Source organism: Vibrio maritimus (assembly GCF_021441885.1).
Classification (GTDB): Bacteria; Pseudomonadota; Gammaproteobacteria; order Enterobacterales; family Vibrionaceae; genus Vibrio; species Vibrio maritimus_B.
Window position 1 is genome coordinate 998,904 of sequence record NZ_CP090439.1, and the last position, 21,689, is coordinate 1,020,592.

The following is a 21,689-nucleotide window of genomic DNA, read 5'->3' on the forward strand; positions in this document are numbered from 1 at the left end:
GTGAGGCTGAGATGAACTTACCGAAACTCCATCAATCGATTATTTCTGGTGACTACGACACCTTTATTGCGCTGATTGAACAAGGTGCTGACGTGAATCAGTTGGATAGTGAAATGGGTAACTCACCGCTTCACATTGCGTCGCAGCAGTCGTCGGCAAAGTGGGCGTTGGCGTTGATTGATGCCGGTGCGTTTATCAACTTACAAACGCCAAAACATGGTGTGACACCTCTGATGGTGGCGGTTTGGCATCGTAAGCCAGAGGTGGTAACAGCGCTACTTGCTCAGCCTTTAATTAATACTGAAATCATTTCAACGTTCGGGCTAAAAGCCGCCGATTTGACCGAGTTCGGCGCAAGCGAGGAAGACAAGTTTGGCATGCAACAAGCTAACCAACTTAAGCAGATCTTTGTTGACTACAACGCACGTCGTTTACAGCACGAATCTTCACTGAGTGCCTATCAAATTGTGACAGATTCGGCGCTGTCAGATGAGCAAAAAGCGGCAAAGCTAAATGCACTTGAAGACTGGTCGTCGTTAAATACGACGTCTGCGGTTACAGCTTCTGGTAATGACGAACACACTGCGGTAATGATTGCTGCTCGAGATGGTTTGGTGGAATCTTTGAACATTCTAATGGAGCACGGTGGTGATCAGACGATCCCCGATCATTACATGAAGGCAATCCCGCTTCATAAAGCGGCATATAACGGCAGAACCAACGTAATAAAACTGTTAGCACAGTACCCTGGATTCAAAGAAACCTTGAATGCGCAAGGCCCGAATAATGGCTATACGCCGCTGCATGACGCCATCTGGCACGGTCATACAGAGGCTGCAAAAGTACTGATCGAAGCAGGTGCAAATACAGAGTTAGTGAGCTTTGATGGCAAAACACCGCTCGAGCTTGCGAGAGAATACCAATACCAAGATATCGTCGAGTTGTTGGAGAAAAACTAATGAACGTACTTATTGTCTATTGGCATCCGGAACCAAACAGCTTTAACGGTGCTATGTTTCGACGCGCCATTGAGAGCTTTGAGGCCGCAGGGCACGAAGTAAAAACTTCTGATTTGCACGAGATGAATTTTAATCCTGTGTCGGACGACATAATTTCTCCGATGTTAACGACGCTGAGTTCTTCAAACAGCAACTAGAGGAAATGCACGCCAGTGAGACGGAGACTTTCTCCTCAGAAATCGAAGCTGAGATCAAAAAGCTAGAGTGGAGTGACTTAGTGATCTTTCAGTTCCCTCTCTGGTGGTTCGGTATGCCCGCAATGTTAAAAGGATGGGTTGATCGAGTGTTTGCAATGGGTCGCGTTTATGGCGGCGGACGCTTTTATGAAAATGGCGTGTTTAAAGGCAAAAAAGCCACGCTCAGTGTGACCATGGGCGGACCTCAAGACTTGTACGTAAAAGACGGTTGGAATGGCGATCTCGACGCGATTCTGCGACCGATTCACCGAGGCGTGTTTGAGTTTACAGGGTTCTCAGTATTGGAGCCGCAGAAGGTATTTGGTCCTGCTCGAATGTCACAAGAAGAGCGTTCTGATGAGTTGGAGCGTTATGGACAGCGCTTAGCGGCGATTTTTGATGAATCTCCAATTGATGTTGGTCATTACTGATAATGTAGCGTGGCGGTGTTTCTGACATCCGCCGTCGCCGAGCATTGACCAGTGTTTTAAAGGTAAGCAGCACATGAATATAACAGAGCGCACCATATCTATATTGCAATCTTGGGGAGCGAGTCCTCAACAGGTACAAACCGTTGTCGATAGCGGCAACCTAGAGTCACAGTGGGAGCACATTTCGGGAATTGAGGAGTGTCTTCAGATGTTGTATCCGGACTCGTCTCACAAAATTAGTTTTTTGAAGCAGCCATCGAAGAGTGTTTTCTTTGAAGGTAAGAAACCGCTCGATGTCATATGTTCTGGGGATGAGGCTATGCTCTCGGAGGCGCACTATATCATTCGCAGCATGCTCTGTGTTTAACCGGAAACAGGTTTTATTCTCAAATAGATTGGACATTTGCTCAAGTTTTTTTAGACTACCTTATTGAGTTGCTATTCAATAGTGAATGCAATTTTTAACCTCAAAAAAGATAAGGATATCAATTGAGTAGGTTAGTCACGTATCTATTCCTTGTTCTTGGGCTGGTGATCGCGAGTCAACATCCCAGAGAGATGGAAAATATTCTTGGCTTCGATATTTTCCATCAAATTCGAACGATAGGCCGAGATTTGGAGTATGAGTTTAGCCGAATCGCTAGAGCGCTAGACAGATTCCGGTAAATCGAATATTAAAGCTATAGCCGTTTCTGATGAGGAATTCTTCAGCAGTAAGCTACTCTCGTTCTCTATTTTGGCACCATCGCCTGACATTAGAGTTTCCTCCCCTATGATGAGCGAACTCTCAACTTGGTGTATATACAAGTTGCGACCTTGCTCTATCTCGTAACGATACTTAGCTCCAGGTTCCAAAATTAATTGATGTAAAGAAGCATCTTGTTTTATCTGTAAAGTCCCATCTCTGCCATCTGGAGTTGCGACAGTGATGATGCCCGACGAGCGACCGAAGTTCTTCTGTTGATAGCCAGGCTCTTTACCGAACTCATTTGGCTGAATCCAAATCTGCAAAAACCTCAGCTCATCCGTGGCTGAGCCATTGTATTCGCTATGGTAAATTCCTTTTCCCGCTGACATCAGTTGAAACTCGCCAGCAGGTAGACTTTGTACATTACCTTCGCTGTCTTTGTGCTCGATAGTTCCCTCAAGTACATAGCTAATGATCTCCATATCGCGATGCCCATGAGTATCAAAGCCTGCGCCAGCTTGCACAATATCATCATTGATTACACGAAGCGCTGAGAAACCCATATAATCAGCGTCGTAGTAACTCCCAAATGAAAAAGTGTGTTTGCTATCCAGCCAGCCAAAGTTTGCACGGCCTCGGTCTTGCGAGTGTCTGACAGTGATCATAATAAGTCTCCCTTGCTTGTAACTTTGTAGCGTTGGAATTCAGTGTAGACGCGCGGTGATTAACAATGAACGGGAGTAATTCGAATAGGTCGGTCAACAATTTTGAAGATCGACTCTGTGAATCAAGTTATCGAGTAGGACAGTTAGCAATGATCAAACCCCGTCAGATAGGTCAAGCGTACGATACGATCACCTATATGTGGCAAAGCAAAGATTTCAATCAAAATAACGGGATCCAAGCTCATAAACGTGCACTAGGGTTCGCTAAAGAAAACGGCAGAGCGTTGGATATTGGGTGTGGCTGTACCGGAAGATTTATCGATTTACTTCGCCAACAAGGGTTTGAGCCGGAAGGTCTGGATATCTCGACTAAGATGGTTGAGCTTGCTAGGGAGCGACACCCTGATGTGACCTTTCATCATCGAGATATTTGTGAAGGACAACTGCCATCCAAGTATGACTTTATCACGGCATGGGATAGCATTTGGCATATCCCTTTAGAACAACAAGTTCCGGTGCTAACCAAAATCGTGGAAAGCCTAAATGCTGGTGGCGTGTTCATCTTCTCATTTGGCGGCACCATAGAAGCAGGGGAGCATACCGATGATTTTATGGGCCCCGAGGTTTACTACTCTTCTCTGGGGACAAATGGGTTCTTGAAACTGTTTATGGATCTTGGCTGTATCATTCGCCACTTAGAGTTTGATCAGCACCCAGAGCTTCACACCTATCTGATTGTGGAGAAAGGTCTCTGACACTTGAGAGTTTGTCACCACAAAAAAGCGCCCTCAAGGGCGCCTTTGCGGTAATAGCCTACCTTTTATAGCTCTACTAGCTCAGATTGCTCTGTAGAGAGATTCTGTTCTGCGTTTTTAGGTGCTTCACCTAGAATGTCTCGGCTTCCAGACTCACTTTGACTATTGAGTGTTACCGAGGTAATCACCCAGTTATCGCCGCTTTTTTGAAGCGTAAACTCGTAATTACCCGATACCGCCCAAAAGCCGTCATCGCCAAGCCAGTGGCTGGCAGTAATATCTGCTGATGCGCTTGCAGAGCTGCCATTTACATCCACTCTTAGGTTGCTAAGATCATGATAAGTGGCATCAAAGCCAGGCAAGAATGCCGCCCATTGCTTCATTAAATTCGTACGGTCAACGGGCGCTGCTTGGCCTCCAAACAGTGAGGTATAGTCCACGGTCACTTGCGGGGCAAACAGTCGACCTAAGTATTCAAAAGCACCTTGGTCAGCCATTGCTGAGAAGCTTTGAATATTGCTACGAATGATCGCTTCATCCTTAGATAGAGCATGGGTTTGAGCATGCACGTTCATTGAGACTACTCCAATTAACAAGATAAACAGGTTACGAATACGCATTTTCTTAGCTCCCTTTAATTACAGGTTGGCTTTGAAATGTTTGGTCATCGCAGCAACTGCGGCTTGAACGGCTTCTGGTTGGTCGTAGAAATCAAACTGAGAGACATCTTCTAGCCAGACCGCTTCAACGTTTTTGCCAGCATGGTCAAGATATTGATGTGCACCTGCAGGAAGCGCCATCGCTTCAGAGGCAACCATGATGACGGGTTTATCTTGAGTCGCTGCGCTTGCTTGAGCATCGTAGTTCAACCAACCTTCCCAAGAAGCCACGTTATATTGGTTGTCGTATTCTGGAATAAGACCACGGTCGGTTTCTGTGTAGTAAGGTGCTTGATACATCAGGGCGCCTTCGTTCGTTAGGCTTGCAGCTTCAATGTACACTGGGGTCTCACTTTGCTCCGCTTGGTGGGCAGCAGCAAGGAGATTATTGGCACTCTCTTCACCGCCGTAAATGGCAGTTGCCATTGGTTTGTCGTGCAGCCACGGTGCGACTAGTGCGACTGCGGCCACTTTGTCATTACCTGCCGTCGCATCCATCATGTAACCGGAAGACGCGCAGATACCCAGACCCGCCACTCGACTGCCATCGACTTGTTGAAGGTTCGCCACTGCGTCGATGACGGCGCGAATGTCTTCTGTCTTACGGGTCGGGTCTTCTAGGTATTTGACGGTGTCACCCGATTGACCCCATCCACGAAAATCAAACGTTACCGCTGCGTAGCCTTGATCTGCTAGTGCTTGGGCATAAACTGCTGGCATCTGCTCTTTAACGGTTGTCCAGGCTCCTGTCACGACGACAACTGGCGGATTCTCTACACCTTCTGGTAGGTAAAGATTTGCTGCTAATTGACCGACTTTAGTATCGAGTTGAATCGCTTGCATAGTTGTGTCCTCGTATTGTGCTGGATTGCTAGATTGGTCAAGGTCGTTTGCCATCCCTGATATAGAGAATAGACCGATTGTTGAAATGAGCGCTGGCTTAATCATCTTGTATCCCTCTTGCTGACTTTTCGACTTAGCCTCTGTTTGGCTAACTTGGGTATAGATTAGCTCTGGAGTGGGTTTTGAGATTGAACATTCCTGCTTGGCTTTTTGAACTTTATTGCAGTGCCGTTAACGGGCTTTTTGGTCATTGACGATACGGTCAACATTGCGCTAGTTTCAAATAATATGGAGACTAATGGAATGAATGATGAAGTCGCAACTAACCTTTATAGATCATGAAACAGGCGCGCGGTCTGATTGTGGGCAAGTGCTTGATATTGAACTTTCTAATCAAGGTTTGGGTTGGAACGGCGTGGTGATTGAAAAGGGCAGTTCGCCGCATTTCTATCCGCAAAATGTCCATACGCCTTATTTCTATTTTGCGCTGGCTTTAGAGCAGGACCTTACTTGGGAGGTCGAAAAAGAGGAGGGCATTGCATCTCTGAAAACGAGTCCTGGTAACATCTGGATCAACCCTCCCAAAAACCCGTTTACACATAATATTGATGAGCCCTGCTATTTCGTCATCCTTGCTGTGGAAGAGAGCGTCTTTCTTGAGCTTTGTCCGTTAAACTTAGAGGGTGTACCACTTCAGTTTCTCAATAATTACAATGTATTAGATGAGTCCATTAAAGGTGTGATAGAACTGTTCTTGCTAGAGAGTGAGAACAAAGGGCGTAACGGTCCTGTTTACCTCAATAATCTGATATCTCTTTTGGCGACGCACTACATTCAAAACTACTCCAACTATGTTGATATTAAGAACAGTCAACTAGCTGCGTCTAAATTCGATCAAAGGCAAATGGATCGTGTTGATGCGTATATCGCAGAAAATATCGGTAGCAACATCTCGGTGGACGATCTCGCGGATCTTTTGGGCTGCAGTAAGTTTTACTTTCTGCGAGAGTTTAAAAAGCTTGCTGGCGTGACCCCTTATCAATATCTAGTGAGCCAACGGCTTGAGCAAGCCAAGCAGAGGCTCAGTGCTGGCAGCGTAAACATTGCCGTTACGGCGCAAGAGCTTGGCTTCAACGATCAATCTCATTTAACTCGGGCATTTAAAGCGCATTTTGGCGTGACACCGGGACAGTTTGTTAAGCAGCATAGCGTTGAGTGAGCCAAGCTCCTATCTACTCATTTCGCGTGAGCGTCTTTTCAACTAACTCTTTAAAGGCGCGTACCTTAGCTGACATGTGCTTTCGGCTTGGGTAGACCATGTAAGCGCCTAATTGGTGCTTTGGGTAATCTGAAAATAGCTCGGTAAGTTCGCCTGTTTCTAACTCGTTGCCAAGATAAAAACGGGGTAAGCGAGTGATCCCAAGTCCGGCTTTGCACATCTCTAACTCCATTTGAGCGCTATTAACGATAATTCTGCTGTTGATATCGACGACACACTCTTTCCCTTCTAAGTCTTCATACACCCAGCGTTTTGGGTTTTTGGCGTAGCTGTAGCTGATGATATCGTGCTGAGACAGTTCCTGAGGATTTACAGGTGTGCCATGTTTTGCGAGATAGTCAGGAGAAGCGATGGTTAATCCTGTATCTGAAAACAGCTTACGGCTAATCAGTGATGAATCTTCCAGTCGGTCTGAAGCGCGAATGGCGATATCGATTCCCTGTTCTATCACGTCGGCTTTTTTGTCGCTCAAGTCGATATCTAAGGTCACTTTTGGATAAAGCTTGGCGTATTCAGTAAACACCGACTTCATCATGGTTAAACCAACAGCCACAGGGCAGGTGATCTTCAAAAGTCCTGTCGGCTCCATCTGACTGCCAGAGACCAATTCTTCTGCCGCTTTGGCCGCATCTACGACATCACGTGCTCGCTGGTAGAAGCTTTCACCTTCAGGAGTTAACTTAAGAGTGCGAGTGGTGCGCTGCAGCAGTCTCACACCTAAACGCTCTTCGAGCTTGGTGACTTCCTTACTGATATAGGAAGTCGAATGTTGCGTTCGCTCTGCGGCAATGGTGAAACTGCCGCTCTCGACGACCTCGACAAACACAACAAATCCATCCAGTAACTTCCCGTTATACATGCCTACTATTCCTAGTCATTTGGAAATAATGATTTTTCATTCTAGTCATTAATTTCCTAATGGCTAGCAATTAAACTGAATTTAACGATAACAAGGTAAGCAATGGAGTGTAACCATGAAGCAGATCAGCCGAGTGAATCACATTGGAATTCGAGTGAGTGACTTTGAACAGTCGAGAGACTTTTACGCCAAACTCGGGTTTGAGTATATCGCAGGCCCAACAGGCCCTGAGCCTGTTGCGATTGTTGAGCATCCAAGCGGCATTAACATCAATTTTATTCTCAATGCAGCACCTGGTGAAACGCTCAATCGCTTAATGGATGTGCCAGAAAAATATACCGGTTACACCCACGTTGCGATTGAGGTATCGAGTGCAGAGGAAGTGTTAGCGAACCTCGCTGAGTTGAATATTCCGCTTAGTGGTGAACCCATGAACCACCCGACGGGCACTTCGTTTTTTATCCGAGATCCTGACGACAATGTGATTGAGTTTATTGAGTACGTTGGTTTAGGCGCATACAAAAATTAAGGAACATATGATGACTACTACAAAAAACATCTTGGCATTTGGTGCCAGCAATAGCAGCAACTCAATCAACCAAACTCTGGCCGCTTATGCCGCGAGTCTTGTTGATGGTGCAGAAGTGAATCTTATTAATATTAGTGATTTTGGATCAGCGCTTTATAGTGAGGATCGTGAAAAGGCATCAGGTATTCCAGAAGAAGCACAGCGCTTCTATCAGCTCATTGGTGAAGCAGATGCGGTTATAGTGTCCTTCGCTGAGCATAACGGCTCCTATACCGCAGCGTACAAAAACCTGTTTGATTGGACATCGCGTATCAATATGCAGGTATTTCAAAACAAACCAGTTGTGTATTTGGCGACATCACCAGGACCTGGCGGTGCACAGAGTGTTTTAGCTGCCGCGACGGGTTCAGCTCCTTACTTTGCAGCTAACGTAAAAGCATCTGTTTCTATTCCAAGTTTTTACGACAACTTTGATATGCAGTCACAAACTATTACCGACGGTACCCTAGCGGATCAACTGTCGTCCGCAGTTGCTCAGCTTCTTATCGAATAGCTATCGAATGAGTTTAGATGAGTTGCCATGGGATTTGGCGACCCTAACCCTGTAAGAACCAGAGTAAAAGGGATGAAACGATGGATGATAAGATACTAACTGCGCCTGTTCGAACAACACTTGTCACTATGGCAGCACCTGCCGCATTTGGCATGCTAATGACCTTTCTGTTTCAACTTATCGATACCTACTTTGTTGGAAAGCTCGGTACCAAGCCACTTGCTGCAATGAGTTATGCCTATCCTGTCTATTTTTTCCTCGTGGCATTTTTTATGGGTGCCGCCGCCGGAGTTTCATCTTCTGTCGCCAGAGCGCTGGGTGAACAACGATCAGAAAAGGCAAGGCAGTTAACCACCATTTCAGTCCTATCATTTGTGCTGCTGACATTTTGCCTTGCGGGTATTGGCCTAGTTTTTATTGATGAGTTGTTCCTAGCGGTTGGAGCCAATGCAGAGATATTACCTATGGTAAAAATCTATATGATGCCTCTGTTTGTCGGCATGTTTGCTTTGATAGTTGGGCTCATTGGTAATGCAGCGTTGATGGCGAAGGGAGTCATGATTCGCTCAACGGTCGTTATGGCTATCGGCGGTATCGTCAATGTGGTTTTTGACTATCTTTTAATATTTGGTATTGGATTCTTCCCCGAGTTGGGTCTAGCCGGTGCAGCGTATGCAACCGTCCTGTCTTGGTTGGTTATCGCGGTATTGATGATAGGTCTAATCGTTCGTGAATCTTTGTTTTCTTTGGCTTTCTTACGAGACATACGCACAGCTATAAGCGATCTCAAAGGCGTCATGGTCATTGCAGGTCCTGCTATTGCAGCGCAGATACTCACTCCAATTGCTATCGCCGTAATTACACGAAGCGTTGCCCAATACGGTGATGATGCGGTGGCGGCGTTTGGTATTGTGACGAGGGTAGAGTCTTTGATTTTGGTTGGGATCTTATCGCTAAGTGTCGTGATGACACCGTTTGTCGCGCAAAACTATGGGGCGAAAAAATGGCTGCGATTAGATCAAACAGTGGCGAATGCAGGTCGATTGACGGTTTATTGGGGATTATTGGCTTTCGCTGTCGTTGGTTTGTTTTCAGACGAAATCTTAGGGATCTTTACTCAGTCTTCTAACGTTATCAGTCTTGGTGCTCCCTACTTTTGGATTGTGGGTATCAGCTTTCCAAGTTTTGGCTTGTTGTTAATCACAACGTCGTTTTTTAATGGTGTGCAAGCGCCTCGTCTGTCGCTTCAACTGACGGTTGTTAAATCACTTGTATTAACGATTCCCATGGCTCTCTTTGGAGCATGGTGGTCACTTGAATCTATTTGGGTAGCCCTAGCGTTGGCGAACTTACTGGGAAGTATTTACGCATACAAAGTGTTGAATCGCTGGCTGCTTGAAAGTGGTTCTAAGTTGCCGACCACGAAAGTTATGGCTGATTATCGCTCTGATTTCAAGTTCTTGAAATAGATCGCTTAGTCTCAGAGGGTTTTGCTCCGTTTCGGTTTCACACCATCTCCAAAAAGTTACTGTCATCCCCTTGAAAAAGGGGATCTCATTCAGCGCGTCGCGAAGCTGATTTAAGTGACTTAGTCGATTTTTTTCAGTTACCTACACGCGGTAGGAGATCCTCACTTTCGCGAGGATGACGGCTACATGGGGATGTTAGAAATGAACGCAAATAGAAAAGTTTTAATCACTATTGTCCAGCGACCGCAAGTCCCTTAAAAAAGGAAACCGAAGCGGTGTGCTTCGGCTTCTTTGTTCGTTGTGATACGAACTGCAAATTACGTGGTCATACCTCAGCTTTTTGCTAAGAGATTACTTGAGCTATTGTCTGTTTCGCTAAAGCTTCGTCTTCGGCTTCGCTCATACCACTTACGCCGACCGCACCAATGACGTTACCATCAACCTCGACCGGCACTCCGCCACCAAGGCCAGTGAATCTTGTGTCAGTCCAGTAGCCCATATCCTTTCCAGTTTCTTGAGCCCATTTGCCGAGATTGCCACTTGGTTGGCGTTCTCGTGCGGCGGTATAGGCTTTGTTAGGGGCTAATACGCCAGATTGTAAACTGCAATTATCCATTTTAAAGAACGAAATTAGTTCTCCGTGACTGTCGGTCACCGCTGCGGCGAGGTGCAGGTTGTTTTCGTTCGCGTACGCTTGAATAAAGTTCAGTATCTTTTGTGCTTGGTCTAATGTCATGATTTGTCCTTCCTATGGCATTTGCTGGCCGCGAGCAGCGACAAATAGTGAATACCAGTCTTCACGAGTGAGTTCGAAAGACTCAGCCTGAGCACAAGCTCGGATACGGTCAACATTCGTGGTGCCGATCACAGGTGCAATCTTCGCTGGGTGGCGCAATAACCATCCTAAGACGATAGCTTCTGTAGAGACTTGATATTTTGCTGCTAGTTTAGCAACCGTAGCGGCAGTATTTTTTACGGCCTCTGGCTGGTTACTGACATCGCGCCCCGTGAATAAACCTTGGCTTAGGCTGCCCCATGCCTGTAGCTCTGTGTTGTTGCTACGGCAATACTCTATCGTGCCAAGTGTTGAGCTTGCATGTGAGGTGACTCCCTCTTCAAGCCAGTCTAGTTTGGTGAGGCTCATCTCTAACTGATTACAAACGATAGGTGTAGATAGCGCTGATTGAAGCAACGTCATCTGGTGCAAGTTCATGTTGGACACGCCCAACTGACGGATCTTACCCGACTGTTGCAACGTCTCGACCGCTTCTGCCACTTCCTCTGGCACCATCAGTGGGTCTGGACGATGAAGGAGCAGTGTATCAATTTGTTCAATGCCTAAACGCTCAAGAATGCCATCAACCATGTTGAGAATATGCGTTTTAGAAAAATCGTATCGACCTGGCCCGATTTCGTCGGCGAAGCGAATACCGCACTTAGACTGAATGGTGAGTTGGTCGGCTAACTCTGGGCGATCTTTTAGCGCGATGCCAAATACTTTTTCCGCTTTGCCGCGTGTATAGATGTCTGCATGATCGAACACGGTAATTCCAGATTCAATTGCAGTATCAATAACTTGATGGGCTTGTTGAATGTGGTTAGCGGTAATAGGACTATCATCCCATCCACCACCGAGCCCCATGCAACCGTAAATAAGTTGAGAGTGGTTTCCTTTGTTCACATTTTGAGAAGACATCTCGCGACTCCATTTTATTTTGACTGACACTAGAATGCCTGAAGAAATTGGTAAGAAAAATATAGCCAATGAAAATCATTATTTGATATAACAAACAATCAAGTGAGCGAGATCAGAGTTAGGTAAAGTGAATGCAGCATAAGAAAATAGAAAGGCTGATGTTATTTTCGGAAGTAGCGAAACAGCTCAGTTTCACCAAGGCTGCGGACGCGCTAGATATCTCGCGTGGCTATCTCTCGACACAAATCAAACAGCTTGAAAAAGAGCTGGGCTATAGCTTGATGATTCGTTCTACACGAAGCATTCGATTGACGCCTCAAGGGGAGAGAGTGGCGGCAGGGATGGAGTCTATCTCACAGACGCTGGTGGATCTTGAACGTAAAGCCGAATATGAAAATCAGTGCCTCGAGGGGACGATTCGAATTACTGCACCTATGCAGTTTACTCAAGGGGTATTGTTAGATTTATGCCGCCGGTTCAGTCATAAACACCCAGGTATACAGTTTGAGGTTGAATGCAGCTATCGGAGCTTTAATCTGGTTAGAGACAATTTCGATTTCGCTTTTCGAGCAACGCGAAATCCACCTGAAAATATGATTGCTAAAAAGCTCTTTTCTTATAGCCATGCGGTGACTGGTTCTCCTGACTATTTTTCGCAGAAGAGCGTGCCCACGCATCCAAAACAGTTGGTCGAACATGATTGCATGAACAATAGTGATGATGCGACCTGGTCATTTGCCGACGGTGATTACCCAATTCGTGGTTGGCTTAAGAATAACGATAATCTGATCCTAAAAACGCAGGCTCTTGAAGCAAGAGGCATCATCTACACACCGGACTACTTTGTTCGTAAAGAAGTGGACAGTGGTAAATTGGTCAGTGTGTTATCAGATCATATATCAACGTCGAATGACTTTTACTTGCTGTATCCGCCTATCGTTAACTGTTCGCAACGACTTAGCAAGTTTATCGAGTTTATCTTGCAAGAATTCGCTCCTGAATCTGAAGCTTCTTAGCCTTACATTTGCTGACCTCTTAATACAGTAATTCTGCACTAGTTGATTAACATGTAAGCAACTCGCGCGATAGATATAAGGGGACAGGGATGAGATACAGCCTTGGTGTGCTCGCTTTACTGAGTAGTTTGGTTAGTGCAGGGGAGTTTTCTACTGCGGAAGCGCCGACGGCAGGTTGTCCGGGTGATTTTTTTACTAAGAAGGCAAAGATCTTTGATGCCGTGACCATTTGTGCCACCCAACATGTCGCGGATAGCAAATTACAGCATGCTGCTAACGTGACGGCGCAATGGCTTGATAATAATCAAGATGGCGTGGTTGATGAGCCAAGATTGATTGTACCACTGCAGGGCAATCATGCGACTTTGTTGATGAGCAGCGAAGGATTTAGTGATCAGGCGTTTGATAAGCTAGAGCCTTATTTTGATCATATGGTTGGTCAGGACCTAGCCGCTAATGAAACTAACCCACAACGTCAACGAGATGCTTCTCAAGAGGAGATTCATCACCTTATTGTCAATGCTGGATGGCAATCTTATTTACCTGCGGTGTTTAGTGATAGTAAAACGCAACGCAGTGAGATCTATAAACAGTGGCAGTTAGCGGAGCAACAAGGGCTGTATAAATATGACGACCCTACCTGTGATGATGCATGTAAAACCATAGAGTTCTTCTATTTGGGAACGGCCGCGTACTTGGGGTCTAAAGCCGATCTTGAAAACGATGAAATGCGTGTCAAAACGCGCGAAGAGTTACAGCACATGTTGCCGGGACTTGTGAAAATCTTCGAGTCGAAGCGTTATCATTACCCATTGGTGCAGTGGCCGGACGGGAACTATGCTTTTTCGAGCAATATTGCTTACGTGGGAACCCAATTGAAATAGCGAGTGCTTGGTCGTTGATTGAAAGCAGAATGGAAAAAGAGGTGCGCTAAGCACCTCTTTTGGACTTGTATGTTATTGATTAGTTTAGGTAAGCATTGAGCATCCAAAGCAGCTTTTCTTGTTCGCGAATATAGTCGCCCATCAGTGCGGCGGTACCTTCATCACTCGCTTCTGCGGCTTGCTCTAGGATCTCTCGTTGACGATGAATCAACACAGAGAAGCCATTAACCAACCCAGTGACACATTCTTTGCCTCGGAAAGCATTTTGGTGCTCTTCAATTTGGCTTTGTTCAAGGTAACGACTGAACGAATGATCTGGAGTATGACCAATGGTCAGAATACGCTCCGCTAGCTCATCAATTTTGGTCTGGAGGTCGGTGTAGATTTCTTCAAATTTCACATGGAGTTCAAAGAACTGCTCACCCTTAATGTTCCAGTGGTAACCACGAGTGTTCATGTACAACACCTGGTAATTCGCGAGTAATTGGTTTAGCTCAACTGCGATTAACTGAGATGCGTTTTTATCAAGGCCGATTAGGTTAGTGCTTGTCATAATACTGTCCTCTGGGAAGAGTGAAATCTTGTTTTGTTGGGGTCAGTATATGGTGTTTCCAGAGGTCGGGATAATCGATTGTAAGGATAGTATTGATAGTTTTAAACTATTAAAAAGAGACCTGATGAGGTCTCTTTTTAGGGATTAGTGGGAAATAATCACTTCTTCATTAGGCACACGATGACGCTCCCCGTAGATGCCTTCTTCAGTTCGCACGCCGCAACTGATGATCATCGTGATCTCATCATGGTCTGCGATACCAAGTAATGCTTTTGCTCGCTTGGAATCGAATCCTTCCATTGGGCATGTGTCATAGCCTTGTTCTCGCATAGAAAGCATAAAGGTCATAGACGCCAGTGCTGCGCTTTTGTGAAGACACACGCGTACATCTTGCTTGCTGACTTCGCGCACCATAGGTTTGTTGCGCCCTAACCAAAAGCTGTAGAGCTTTCTTACCATGCCTCGAATACCCCACGCATCATTGTTATAGACCATAGGGATCAACTTGTCGTAGTACTTAAATGCACGCTTTGATGTTTCATCTTCGCGGCCAGCAAAGTTTGCTCGAACAATGTCGGCGTTCATAGCGGCGCGCTGTTTCCATTTACCTGGAGTAACGGTCACTACGACCAGCTCATTGGCGGTCTTCGCCGCATTTTGCCCCATACAAATGTCGGCAAGCTTCTGACGTTTATCTTCACTGATGACACGATGAAACGCCCACATCTGCATATTGCTGCTGTTAGGGCTAAGCGTTGCGTGTTCAAGTGCTCGCTGTACGGCATTATGGTCAAACGCCGCTTCAGCATCGTATTTGCGAACTGAGCGGCGAGAGTTAAGGAGTTGTTCAAGTGGAGAGGCGTTATTCATGGTTGTACCTGATGCTTGTAATCGGCACCTTTCTATCAGGTATCTCGCCTCTCTACAAGTAACATGGCGCTCAGTCAGAGAGGAATTACTTCGCAGATGGACAGTTTGCCACGGGTTTTCCTTTCAGCTTAATACTGCGCAGTTTGGCAAACGAAATAGGGGTTTTCTCGATGATGAACATCAAGATGACCGAGCCAACTAGGGTGCCAAAGAAGATGACAAGATCAGCTGAGACTGTTTGTAGCTCGAGTACGGCGACCAAGTTGTTCATATAGATGACGACCAACAGATGCACTACATAGATCGGTAACACCCACTGCCCGAGCTTTAGCCATATTGGCTGATTGCCGAGATTTGGTTTAGCGAGTAAGAAAAAGAACAAACCTGTCGCCCAAATCGCCGTACCCAATAGAAAATCATTCATATTAAATATTTGCCCCTTTCCATGCAGATAATAAGCTTCTGCAAAATGTAGCAACATACCTGCAGCAGCAATTAGAAGGGCGATTGTTGCGGACATGGACCAATTATTACGGCGGGCTTCGAATCCAATGGCGACCATCAAGAAGCTAAAGAAAGGACCATTTCTGGTAAAAATTGGCGTTGCTACCTCAGTTATCACGCCATAGCTTCCTGCGATAAGTCCGTACACATAAATAATGGCGGCAAAAGGAATGATCAGTCTGCGACATTTATTGTCAACAAACCAAGCAATCATCAAGACTGCTATAGCCAAGGATGGAATAAACCACAGGTGAACTAATCCGCCTTCAAACAAGGAGTTTAGAGGTGCTTGCATTAGATATTGCCAGTACCCTTGTCGCTCCGCTAGATAACCTTGTTCTGCGACAACACCCAAGTTAAACGGCAATAGGAGGTGGATGATGCTCCAAACTAACCAAATCACCATCAGCGGTATGCAGTAGTCTCTCGCCGTTTTGTACGGAGCGGCATTCAGCTTTGGATAGATGAGATAACCGGCAATAAGGAAAAACAGCGGCACAGCGAATCGTGCGGCTTGGTTGGTGACAAAGTTTAACCAGGGCTCTTCATCAATGTAGCCGTAGTCCATAAACAACTGACAGTGAATAGAAATAATAGCCACTAAAGCGATCACTCGAGCTAGCTCGAAACTCGCAATTTTTTCTGATTTTTTAATAGCTTGCTGCATATCTTATAAATGGCTCTGCAATGTAATTGGAACCTGACCACATTAGCATTTATGTGTATTACTGATGTGTTCAGCGTCAATAATTTTGCGTGCAACAACAAGAATTTTGCAACAATTTGTGCTGAGTCGTAATTTCCTTGTCGCTTGTTGAGCGTTCACTTTTTCTAAACTGAGCGAAGAAATTATTTGATTTTATAGCGTTAACTTACCGCATAGCATGGGATCCGATTTATGGGAGGCAGCTATGCAACAGTTAGATGAATTTGAAGACTTTAGCTTCGAGCTCGATGAATGCGATATCGAGTATTTGGGGTGGAATGATAAAGAGTGGCTTATAGAGCTTGGCGTATTTTTACTGATTCTGGTGGCGGCTCTATCTATTGCGGTATGGCGCTGGCTGCAAGTATGAGGGTAGGTCGTCCCGCGCTCTAGACGACCTCTTCAGAATGCAAAAGACATTAGGGTAAAGCGACATCATTCGTTGTCGAGTTTACCAATCCACCTGTCTCCATAAGCGCTCGAATAATCCGGAGTGTCGATACACTCGGCGAGGTCATCACATGGCTCTAGCGGTCCAACTATCGTTCGATAGGGCAAAATGCCAGCCCAGACAGGGACATCAAGATCTTCTTTGTCGTCATTGACGCCGTGACGTCCAATTTTCACAGAAGCCTCGGTGAGTTCAATAGCAAGCACGTCTGTGGCCGTGAGTTCTTTTTGATTACTCAGTCTTACTTGCTCGGTTCTGCCCGGAGCAATATGTTCGATAAAGAAGTTTAGTACTCGATCTTTTTCTTGGTTGTCATCAATGGTCTCAAATTGCCCAAACACAACGGCACTTCGATAGTGAGCACTATGGTGAAACGCTGACCTCGCTAACACCCAACCGTCAAATAATGTAAAGGTGAGACACGTTTTCTGACCAGATTTTAGCGCTCGAATGAGACGGCTGTTCTTCGCTCCGTGAACGTAAACTCTGTTATCTACACGCCAAGCCAGCATCGGAATGATGATCGGACTGTTGTCTTGGTTTATGGCTATGTGCGCGATAAGCGACTCATCGATAATATCGTAAAGAGCTTGCTCCTCTAGCACCGCTTTGTGAGCCCCTTTTTTGATTTGTGTTCGTTGTGTTTGTGACAGCATGTACTTTCTCCTCCTTAATCCTTTACAGCCAGATTAAGAATATTTTGGTACTCTGTTTAGGTCCAGAATAAGATAAATGGTGGATCCAGTTTGAGTGCTATTGATTCTAGTGAGTTGACTTTACAGGTATCGTCTTTGACCTCTAGCGGTACAACACTTCAGCAAACCCTTTTTGAGCAAATACGAACGCGTATTTTAAAGGGCTTCTGGGCTTCAGGTGCAAAGCTGCCTTCTACCCGGACGTTGGCTAGTCAGCTTAAGCTCAGTCGCAACACTGTGATTCAAACCTACGAGCAGCTTGTTGCGGAGGGGTATTTAATAGCGAAACCAAACAGCGGTTTCTATGTTGCAGTGTCGCTCCCAGAGCAATACCTGACAACGGAGCAGGTAGTGCCATCCGCAGAATTCGGAGACGACAATACGCCAAACAATGGGTTATTTGCGCCTGGCGTTGCTGAACTTGCCTCATTTCCAATGAGCGCTTGGAATCGGCTGTTACAACGTCATAGCAGTCGTAGTGCGTTACTTGGAAATCAAGACTTACAGGGGCTAGTGACGCTAAGGGAAGCACTCCATCGCTACCTAACAGGAAGTCGAAGTGTTGTCTGCCATCCGAATCAAATCATCGTTACGTCGGGTGCGCAGCAGTCGATTGCGATAGCACTACTAGCAACCCAAAGACTCAAACCTCATCGAGGCTTTCTGGTGGAGTTCCCTGGCTATCGACAGGTCGTTAAGGTGTTGGATACCTTCAACATCGACTATGACTACGTCGATGTTGAGGCAAGCAAAGGGTTGGATATCCAACGTGTGCTTAGCAGTGATTCAACAGGTATTTACTTAACGCCGAGCAATCAATACCCGATAGGATGTTCTATTCAAACGGAGCAACGTTTGCAGCTCATAGAGTGGGCGCAGACCAATCAATCATGGATTATTGAAGATGACTATGACAGTGAGTTTCAGTTTGATAGTCGTCCATTTCGCAGCATGCAGGGCTTAGCCGCGGAGAGCGGCAATGCGGACAAAATGATCTATATAGGCTCGATGAGCAAAGTGATGTTTAATTCGCTGCGCGTTGGCTATATGGTCGTTCCTCCCCACATGGTGCAATTGTGTTTGGAAATAAAAGATGCGCTGTCTGGAGATACGCCAGCTCTCGTTCAAGCGGCTTTAGCGGATTTTATTAGCGAGGGGGCATTGGTAAGGCATATTCGTAAGATGCGCCGATTGTATGAACAGAAGTACCGCCAAGTAAGACAAAGCATTCAAGTGTCTTTTGGCAGCGATTGGCAAGTGGTATCGCAAGGAGCGGGTTTGCATGTAACGGTTGAGTGGCAAAGCGGCGTTGATGAAGTTGAGCTGTCTGAGAAAGCGCAGGATGCTGGAATGGTGGTGAGACCGATGCGCTTTTACGAACCAGTAGAAAAACGGCGAGAGTTTGGGTCAGTAGTCCTCGGGTTTGGTAACGCCCCATTAGAGGCGATACCAGAGAAAATTAAGGCGTTGAGTCAGCTTTACTATTCGCTACTGAATGTCACTACTTAATGAGCTTCAACAGTGATTTAAATTGCTCTCCGCGAGCAACCTTCTGCAATTCGAACAGTGCCATTTCAGTGGAGGTGAGCACAGCACCCTCTTGAGCTAAGCGTTTCAGCGCTAGATCTTTGTTAGCTTGGGTTCGAGAGGAGACCGCATCCGTAACTAGGTGTACTTCATAACCTGCTTGCAATAGATCACAGGCCGTCTGATGAACACAGATGTGCGCTTCTATACCCACGAGTAAAACCTGTTTTCTGTCACTCGCGTTTGTTGTCTCTCGGACATTCGCCTCCCCCCAAGCACTAAACACGTCTTTTGCAATTGGAGTTTGATGGCTAAGCTCTTGACTGATTTCTTCAATCGTTGGTCCGAGTTTATCTGGGATCTGCTCGACCCAGATAATAGGGAGTTCCATGAGACTTGCGGCTTTAGTGAGCGTATTGAGGTTGTTAAACAGTGTCTCTTTGTCGTGCATCAGCTGCGCAAGTTTTCCCTGCACATCTATGATCATTAGTTGCGTGTTGTTCTGCTCTAACATCTAGTTCTCCTGATCTAATATTTGTTCGACAAACCAAGTGCCTGCACTGCCTAATCCGCTGCGCCAAGACAAATCAACGGGCCATACTAAAGAACCATCATAGCGACCGACATTGAGTTTGGTAACTAGACCATGGTCGATAAACGGTTGGGCGAGTTTCGTAGGGTAAGCGACATAGCCGATACCTTGAAGCAACATATCTTGCAGTTGATAGTGATTTTCGTAACGAATTAGTCTGGGGCTGTAGCGGAGCGATTCAATCAGTTCGCTGGTGGCGACCTTACCCTCTAATGACAGGATCTGTGGGTATTGTTCAAGATCTTCGGTGGTGATTTCGCCGCGTAATTTAGAGAGCGGGTGATCTGGAGAAGCCAAAAAGCACCATTCAATAGTGTCAACAGTCTGAACATTGGTACCACGTGCAGGGCTAAGTCCACCTGGCGCAATCATGATATCGGCACCCTCGTCGTCATTGTCGATGGCGAGGGAGTGAGTTTCGGCATCGACCAGCACTAAGTCGACTTCAGGGAACTGACGCGTCAGTTCTGCGAAAACCTCTACAAATCTCGGGTAGAGGGTCATGCTATGAGTCGCAACAGTGATAGTCGGCTCTTCACCCCGCTGTAAAGATTGCACTTTGCGGTCAATTGCTTTGAGTCTTGGTACTATCTCTAATGCTTGGAAGTAGAGTACCTTGCCTTCTGGTGTCAGCGTGGGTGCCTTTCCTGCCACTCGCTCAAACACGCTGATCCCTAAATCGATCTCCATGGCTTGCACTGCTTGATTCACGGCCGAAGGGCTGACGCCCAGTTTGCGAGCTGCCGCAGAGAATGAACCTGTTTCGGCAATCGAAACCAGATATAAAAGACGCTCGGTATTCAGTAACATGCGTTCCACCAACAACAAAGACTAAGTCTACTCTGCAAGAAAGTAGTAAGGACGTAAACCATTAAATATGGTTTATTCAAAGAAAGTTTATTTAAAGATAGCTTATTGAATGATAAGTTGTTTCCTAGTGGCTGTAATCCCACGTCAACGCAGCTATAGTCAGTCTTTACATTGTAAATCAAAAAAGCCCAACGTCTGTTGAGCTCTTGATAGGCGGGTGGATGCTAACCGAGATTAACCGTGTGGTTGTTCTACTCCTTTCGCATAGCTAACAATTTGCTTGTCTGAGTTTGGTTTGTACATGCGAAGGATACCTGTCCAACCTTCTTCTACATCAATATTGTTGATTGCCTGCTCGCCACAGTTAAAGTTCACGGTGTAAGAGCCGTCTTTGTTCGCCTTCAACTCATCTTTACGACTCGATAGAGCGAATTTTTCAGTATGAACATACGCATCTGAACCATAGGTCGTGATGGAGAAGAAACCGTTCTCACCCAGTGGTGGCGCGTCAAAGTTCATAGTCTGGCACTGACCTGAGCGGTCGTCTGCCAAAAGTACTTTGTAGTAAGCGTGTTCGCTAGGCAGTCCGCCGAAGCCCATCGATGTCAGACCCAACGCATGGAACTGCTCCACCTTGCGCGGTACTAAGTGCTGCTCGGGTTTCAGCGTTTTGCCATCAGGGGCACCCATTGCTTTGGTAAAGTCGAGTTGGAGCACGTTCGCTTCCAGCGCTAAGCGAACTTTTTCTCGATCAAACTGATCAAAGCCTTTAGGCGTGTAGCGTTCAGCAGATGATGCCGTACCTTTGATCATATCTTGTTTAAGGTTGCCTTCTTTGATGTCAGCAGGATCATTGGAGGCCACTTGAGTGCGGGCGATAACCCAAACGTGCTGTCCTGAAGAGAGCATATCTGGCGTGATCGTCACCTTGTTTTGCCCTTCTGATGCATAAAGTACGGCGACAGTGCGATGCTGCTCATCAATCACTTGAAGTGCCTGATAGCTGTCTAGGATTGGCAGTTCAAAAGTCACACCACCTTTTGTGTCCCAGATTGACTTTGAATACAGTGTGTCTCGGTTCTGCCTAACGACGGTTTGTGTCTCCATCGTCAACAGTTGTCGATCGTGGGTGAAGTGATTGATGCCAGATTTCTCTTGTTGCTCGAAGAAGTACTTATCTGACTCAGCAGCGATGAAGTTATCTTTGCTGACCTTGGTTGTGCCACCATTTTTAAGCTGCAAAGCGGTTGGTTGTCCCTTCTTCGGTAAGTGATCACCAAGGTCATGTGCCATGGTCGTGGTTGCAAATAGAGAAGCGGTAATCGTTGCCAAAATAGTAAGTTTTTTCATCTTAGATAGCCTTATTTCAAGTTTGAAGTGCTTGCAGTGATTAAGCTCAAGCAGTGTGTCGACTTCATTCCTTGGGTCTGTGGCTATAGTAAGGTGTCGTAATTATATTT

26 protein-coding genes are annotated in these 21,689 nt (G+C 46.0%); 13 read left to right on the forward strand and 13 right to left on the reverse strand.

The annotated features are described in order from the left end of the window. The first annotated feature begins 11 nt into the window (after nucleotides 1-11). From LY387_RS20895 to LY387_RS20905, 4 genes are all read left to right on the forward strand, one after another. On the forward strand, nucleotides 12-959 hold the full coding sequence (locus tag LY387_RS20895; RefSeq protein WP_234496153.1) for an ankyrin repeat domain-containing protein: 948 nt from the start codon (nucleotides 12-14) through the stop codon (nucleotides 957-959). Beyond that, nucleotides 959-1,156 (forward strand): NAD(P)H-dependent oxidoreductase, encoded by a 198-nt coding sequence (locus LY387_RS27200; RefSeq protein ID WP_267967705.1) that lies wholly within the window; start codon nucleotides 959-961, stop codon nucleotides 1,154-1,156. Before LY387_RS20895 ends, LY387_RS27200 begins: the two co-directional genes overlap by 1 nt. A 5-nt stretch (nucleotides 1,157-1,161) precedes the next feature. After that, nucleotides 1,162-1,626 carry an NAD(P)H-dependent oxidoreductase gene (locus tag LY387_RS20900; protein WP_267967706.1) on the forward strand — a complete coding sequence of 155 codons (465 nt, stop codon included), beginning with the start codon at nucleotides 1,162-1,164 and terminating at the stop codon, nucleotides 1,624-1,626. A gap of 73 nt (nucleotides 1,627-1,699) precedes the next feature. Continuing rightward, on the forward strand, nucleotides 1,700-1,993 hold the full coding sequence (locus LY387_RS20905; protein WP_234496154.1) for a hypothetical protein: 294 nt from the start codon (nucleotides 1,700-1,702) through the stop codon (nucleotides 1,991-1,993). Between the two features lie 281 nt (nucleotides 1,994-2,274). On the opposite strand, the gene LY387_RS20910 is transcribed toward LY387_RS20905, so the two are convergent. Continuing rightward, the gene (locus tag LY387_RS20910) at nucleotides 2,275-2,979 is read right to left on the reverse strand and encodes a pirin family protein (protein WP_234496155.1); all 705 of its coding nucleotides are present in this window, start codon (nucleotides 2,977-2,979) and stop codon (nucleotides 2,275-2,277) included. A gap of 152 nt (nucleotides 2,980-3,131) precedes the next feature. On the opposite strand from LY387_RS20910, the gene LY387_RS20915 reads away from it, so the two are divergent. Beyond that, nucleotides 3,132-3,734 carry a class I SAM-dependent methyltransferase gene (locus LY387_RS20915; RefSeq protein WP_234497803.1) on the forward strand — a complete coding sequence of 201 codons (603 nt, stop codon included), beginning with the start codon at nucleotides 3,132-3,134 and terminating at the stop codon, nucleotides 3,732-3,734. A 65-nt stretch (nucleotides 3,735-3,799) separates the two neighbouring features. On the opposite strand, the gene LY387_RS20920 is transcribed toward LY387_RS20915, so the two are convergent. Then, nucleotides 3,800-4,354: a nuclear transport factor 2 family protein gene (locus LY387_RS20920; protein ID WP_234496156.1), complete on the reverse strand. Its 555-nt coding sequence runs from the start codon at nucleotides 4,352-4,354 to the stop codon at nucleotides 3,800-3,802. 18 nt (nucleotides 4,355-4,372) lie between these two features. Further along, nucleotides 4,373-5,341, reverse strand: coding sequence for an alpha/beta hydrolase (locus LY387_RS20925; RefSeq protein WP_234496157.1), 969 nt, complete (start codon nucleotides 5,339-5,341; stop codon nucleotides 4,373-4,375). Between the two features lie 202 nt (nucleotides 5,342-5,543). On the opposite strand from LY387_RS20925, the gene LY387_RS20930 reads away from it, so the two are divergent. Then, nucleotides 5,544-6,455 (forward strand): helix-turn-helix domain-containing protein, encoded by a 912-nt coding sequence (locus tag LY387_RS20930; protein WP_234496158.1) that lies wholly within the window; start codon nucleotides 5,544-5,546, stop codon nucleotides 6,453-6,455. Nucleotides 6,456-6,468: 13 nt separating this feature from the next. Here LY387_RS20930 and LY387_RS20935 read toward each other — a convergent pair whose 3' ends face one another. Next, on the reverse strand, nucleotides 6,469-7,374 hold the full coding sequence (locus LY387_RS20935) for a LysR family transcriptional regulator (protein ID WP_234496159.1): 906 nt from the start codon (nucleotides 7,372-7,374) through the stop codon (nucleotides 6,469-6,471). 115 nt (nucleotides 7,375-7,489) lie between these two features. Here LY387_RS20935 and LY387_RS20940 point away from each other — a divergent pair, with 115 nt between their 5' ends. From LY387_RS20940 to LY387_RS20950, 3 genes are all read left to right on the forward strand, one after another. Further along, the gene (locus tag LY387_RS20940) at nucleotides 7,490-7,903 is read left to right on the forward strand and encodes a VOC family protein (RefSeq protein WP_128648852.1); all 414 of its coding nucleotides are present in this window, start codon (nucleotides 7,490-7,492) and stop codon (nucleotides 7,901-7,903) included. A 7-nt stretch (nucleotides 7,904-7,910) separates the two neighbouring features. Then, nucleotides 7,911-8,456, forward strand: a complete 546-nt coding sequence (locus tag LY387_RS20945) for an NADPH-dependent FMN reductase (protein ID WP_234496160.1) — start codon at nucleotides 7,911-7,913, stop codon at nucleotides 8,454-8,456. Between the two features lie 80 nt (nucleotides 8,457-8,536). After that, nucleotides 8,537-9,925, forward strand: a complete 1,389-nt coding sequence (locus LY387_RS20950) for an MATE family efflux transporter (protein WP_234496161.1) — start codon at nucleotides 8,537-8,539, stop codon at nucleotides 9,923-9,925. Nucleotides 9,926-10,268: 343 nt separating this feature from the next. Here the strand turns inward: LY387_RS20950 and LY387_RS20955 are convergent, their stop codons facing one another. After that, entirely contained in the window at nucleotides 10,269-10,664 is a 396-nt protein-coding gene (locus LY387_RS20955; protein WP_419153471.1) for a GlcG/HbpS family heme-binding protein, read from the reverse strand. A gap of 9 nt (nucleotides 10,665-10,673) precedes the next feature. Then, nucleotides 10,674-11,621 (reverse strand): aldo/keto reductase, encoded by a 948-nt coding sequence (locus tag LY387_RS20960; protein ID WP_234496163.1) that lies wholly within the window; start codon nucleotides 11,619-11,621, stop codon nucleotides 10,674-10,676. A gap of 131 nt (nucleotides 11,622-11,752) precedes the next feature. On the opposite strand from LY387_RS20960, the gene LY387_RS20965 reads away from it, so the two are divergent. Together LY387_RS20965 and LY387_RS20970 are read left to right on the forward strand one after the other, a co-directional pair. Further along, on the forward strand, nucleotides 11,753-12,637 hold the full coding sequence (locus tag LY387_RS20965) for a LysR family transcriptional regulator (RefSeq protein ID WP_234496164.1): 885 nt from the start codon (nucleotides 11,753-11,755) through the stop codon (nucleotides 12,635-12,637). A gap of 89 nt (nucleotides 12,638-12,726) precedes the next feature. Beyond that, the gene (locus tag LY387_RS20970; protein WP_234496165.1) at nucleotides 12,727-13,521 is read left to right on the forward strand and encodes a hypothetical protein; all 795 of its coding nucleotides are present in this window, start codon (nucleotides 12,727-12,729) and stop codon (nucleotides 13,519-13,521) included. Between the two features lie 79 nt (nucleotides 13,522-13,600). On the opposite strand, the gene LY387_RS20975 is transcribed toward LY387_RS20970, so the two are convergent. From LY387_RS20975 to LY387_RS20985, 3 genes are all read right to left on the reverse strand, one after another. After that, on the reverse strand, nucleotides 13,601-14,074 hold the full coding sequence (locus LY387_RS20975) for a Dps family protein (protein ID WP_234496166.1): 474 nt from the start codon (nucleotides 14,072-14,074) through the stop codon (nucleotides 13,601-13,603). 144 nt (nucleotides 14,075-14,218) lie between these two features. Continuing rightward, the gene (locus tag LY387_RS20980) at nucleotides 14,219-14,944 is read right to left on the reverse strand and encodes a nitroreductase family protein (RefSeq protein ID WP_234496167.1); all 726 of its coding nucleotides are present in this window, start codon (nucleotides 14,942-14,944) and stop codon (nucleotides 14,219-14,221) included. 85 nt (nucleotides 14,945-15,029) lie between these two features. Then, nucleotides 15,030-16,103 carry an acyltransferase gene (locus LY387_RS20985; RefSeq protein ID WP_234497804.1) on the reverse strand — a complete coding sequence of 358 codons (1,074 nt, stop codon included), beginning with the start codon at nucleotides 16,101-16,103 and terminating at the stop codon, nucleotides 15,030-15,032. Between the two features lie 256 nt (nucleotides 16,104-16,359). Between LY387_RS20985 and LY387_RS20990 the strand changes: the two genes are divergently transcribed. Further along, nucleotides 16,360-16,524: a hypothetical protein gene (locus LY387_RS20990; protein WP_234496168.1), complete on the forward strand. Its 165-nt coding sequence runs from the start codon at nucleotides 16,360-16,362 to the stop codon at nucleotides 16,522-16,524. 65 nt (nucleotides 16,525-16,589) lie between these two features. Here the strand turns inward: LY387_RS20990 and LY387_RS20995 are convergent, their stop codons facing one another. Continuing rightward, nucleotides 16,590-17,261, reverse strand: coding sequence for a pyridoxamine 5'-phosphate oxidase family protein (locus tag LY387_RS20995; protein ID WP_234496169.1), 672 nt, complete (start codon nucleotides 17,259-17,261; stop codon nucleotides 16,590-16,592). A 90-nt stretch (nucleotides 17,262-17,351) separates the two neighbouring features. Between LY387_RS20995 and LY387_RS21000 the strand changes: the two genes are divergently transcribed. Beyond that, nucleotides 17,352-18,809: a PLP-dependent aminotransferase family protein gene (locus tag LY387_RS21000; RefSeq protein WP_234496170.1), complete on the forward strand. Its 1,458-nt coding sequence runs from the start codon at nucleotides 17,352-17,354 to the stop codon at nucleotides 18,807-18,809. Here LY387_RS21000 and LY387_RS21005 read toward each other — a convergent pair. From LY387_RS21005 to LY387_RS21015, 3 genes are all read right to left on the reverse strand, one after another. Further along, the gene (locus LY387_RS21005) at nucleotides 18,802-19,341 is read right to left on the reverse strand and encodes a hydrolase (protein ID WP_234496171.1); all 540 of its coding nucleotides are present in this window, start codon (nucleotides 19,339-19,341) and stop codon (nucleotides 18,802-18,804) included. The genes LY387_RS21000 and LY387_RS21005 overlap by 8 nt on opposite strands. Next, a complete protein-coding gene (locus LY387_RS21010) occupies nucleotides 19,342-20,229 on the reverse strand; it encodes a LysR family transcriptional regulator (RefSeq protein ID WP_234496172.1) in 888 nt (295 codons plus the stop codon). It lies immediately after the preceding gene. 234 nt (nucleotides 20,230-20,463) lie between these two features. Beyond that, the gene (locus tag LY387_RS21015; RefSeq protein WP_234496173.1) at nucleotides 20,464-21,579 is read right to left on the reverse strand and encodes a DUF1254 domain-containing protein; all 1,116 of its coding nucleotides are present in this window, start codon (nucleotides 21,577-21,579) and stop codon (nucleotides 20,464-20,466) included. Nucleotides 21,580-21,689: the final 110 nt, after the last annotated feature.

What these genes read in the sequence shown, in the direction of transcription:
- LY387_RS20920 (WP_234496156.1), bottom strand. Translation starts at nt 4,354, where the DNA reads ATGCGTATTCGTAACCTGTTTATCTTGTTAATTGGAGTAGTCTCAATG.
- LY387_RS20925 (WP_234496157.1), bottom strand. Translation starts at nt 5,341, where the DNA reads ATGATTAAGCCAGCGCTCATTTCAACAATCGGTCTATTCTCTATATCA.
- LY387_RS20995 (WP_234496169.1), bottom strand. Translation starts at nt 17,261, where the DNA reads ATGCTGTCACAAACACAACGAACACAAATCAAAAAAGGGGCTCACAAA.
- LY387_RS21010 (WP_234496172.1), bottom strand. Translation starts at nt 20,229, where the DNA reads ATGTTACTGAATACCGAGCGTCTTTTATATCTGGTTTCGATTGCCGAA.
- LY387_RS20990 (WP_234496168.1), top strand. Translation starts at nt 16,360, where the DNA reads ATGCAACAGTTAGATGAATTTGAAGACTTTAGCTTCGAGCTCGATGAA.
- LY387_RS20945 (WP_234496160.1), top strand. Translation starts at nt 7,911, where the DNA reads ATGATGACTACTACAAAAAACATCTTGGCATTTGGTGCCAGCAATAGC.
- LY387_RS20930 (WP_234496158.1), top strand. Translation starts at nt 5,544, where the DNA reads ATGATGAAGTCGCAACTAACCTTTATAGATCATGAAACAGGCGCGCGG.
- LY387_RS27200 (WP_267967705.1), top strand. Translation starts at nt 959, where the DNA reads ATGAACGTACTTATTGTCTATTGGCATCCGGAACCAAACAGCTTTAAC.
- LY387_RS20960 (WP_234496163.1), bottom strand. Translation starts at nt 11,621, where the DNA reads ATGTCTTCTCAAAATGTGAACAAAGGAAACCACTCTCAACTTATTTAC.
- LY387_RS21015 (WP_234496173.1), bottom strand. Translation starts at nt 21,579, where the DNA reads ATGAAAAAACTTACTATTTTGGCAACGATTACCGCTTCTCTATTTGCA.
- LY387_RS20935 (WP_234496159.1), bottom strand. Translation starts at nt 7,374, where the DNA reads ATGTATAACGGGAAGTTACTGGATGGATTTGTTGTGTTTGTCGAGGTC.
- LY387_RS20980 (WP_234496167.1), bottom strand. Translation starts at nt 14,944, where the DNA reads ATGAATAACGCCTCTCCACTTGAACAACTCCTTAACTCTCGCCGCTCA.
- LY387_RS20975 (WP_234496166.1), bottom strand. Translation starts at nt 14,074, where the DNA reads ATGACAAGCACTAACCTAATCGGCCTTGATAAAAACGCATCTCAGTTA.
- LY387_RS20905 (WP_234496154.1), top strand. Translation starts at nt 1,700, where the DNA reads ATGAATATAACAGAGCGCACCATATCTATATTGCAATCTTGGGGAGCG.
- LY387_RS20895 (WP_234496153.1), top strand. Translation starts at nt 12, where the DNA reads ATGAACTTACCGAAACTCCATCAATCGATTATTTCTGGTGACTACGAC.
- LY387_RS20940 (WP_128648852.1), top strand. Translation starts at nt 7,490, where the DNA reads ATGAAGCAGATCAGCCGAGTGAATCACATTGGAATTCGAGTGAGTGAC.
- LY387_RS21005 (WP_234496171.1), bottom strand. Translation starts at nt 19,341, where the DNA reads ATGTTAGAGCAGAACAACACGCAACTAATGATCATAGATGTGCAGGGA.
- LY387_RS20900 (WP_267967706.1), top strand. Translation starts at nt 1,162, where the DNA reads ATGCACGCCAGTGAGACGGAGACTTTCTCCTCAGAAATCGAAGCTGAG.
- LY387_RS20965 (WP_234496164.1), top strand. Translation starts at nt 11,753, where the DNA reads ATGCAGCATAAGAAAATAGAAAGGCTGATGTTATTTTCGGAAGTAGCG.
- LY387_RS20950 (WP_234496161.1), top strand. Translation starts at nt 8,537, where the DNA reads ATGGATGATAAGATACTAACTGCGCCTGTTCGAACAACACTTGTCACT.
- LY387_RS20910 (WP_234496155.1), bottom strand. Translation starts at nt 2,979, where the DNA reads ATGATCACTGTCAGACACTCGCAAGACCGAGGCCGTGCAAACTTTGGC.
- LY387_RS20970 (WP_234496165.1), top strand. Translation starts at nt 12,727, where the DNA reads ATGAGATACAGCCTTGGTGTGCTCGCTTTACTGAGTAGTTTGGTTAGT.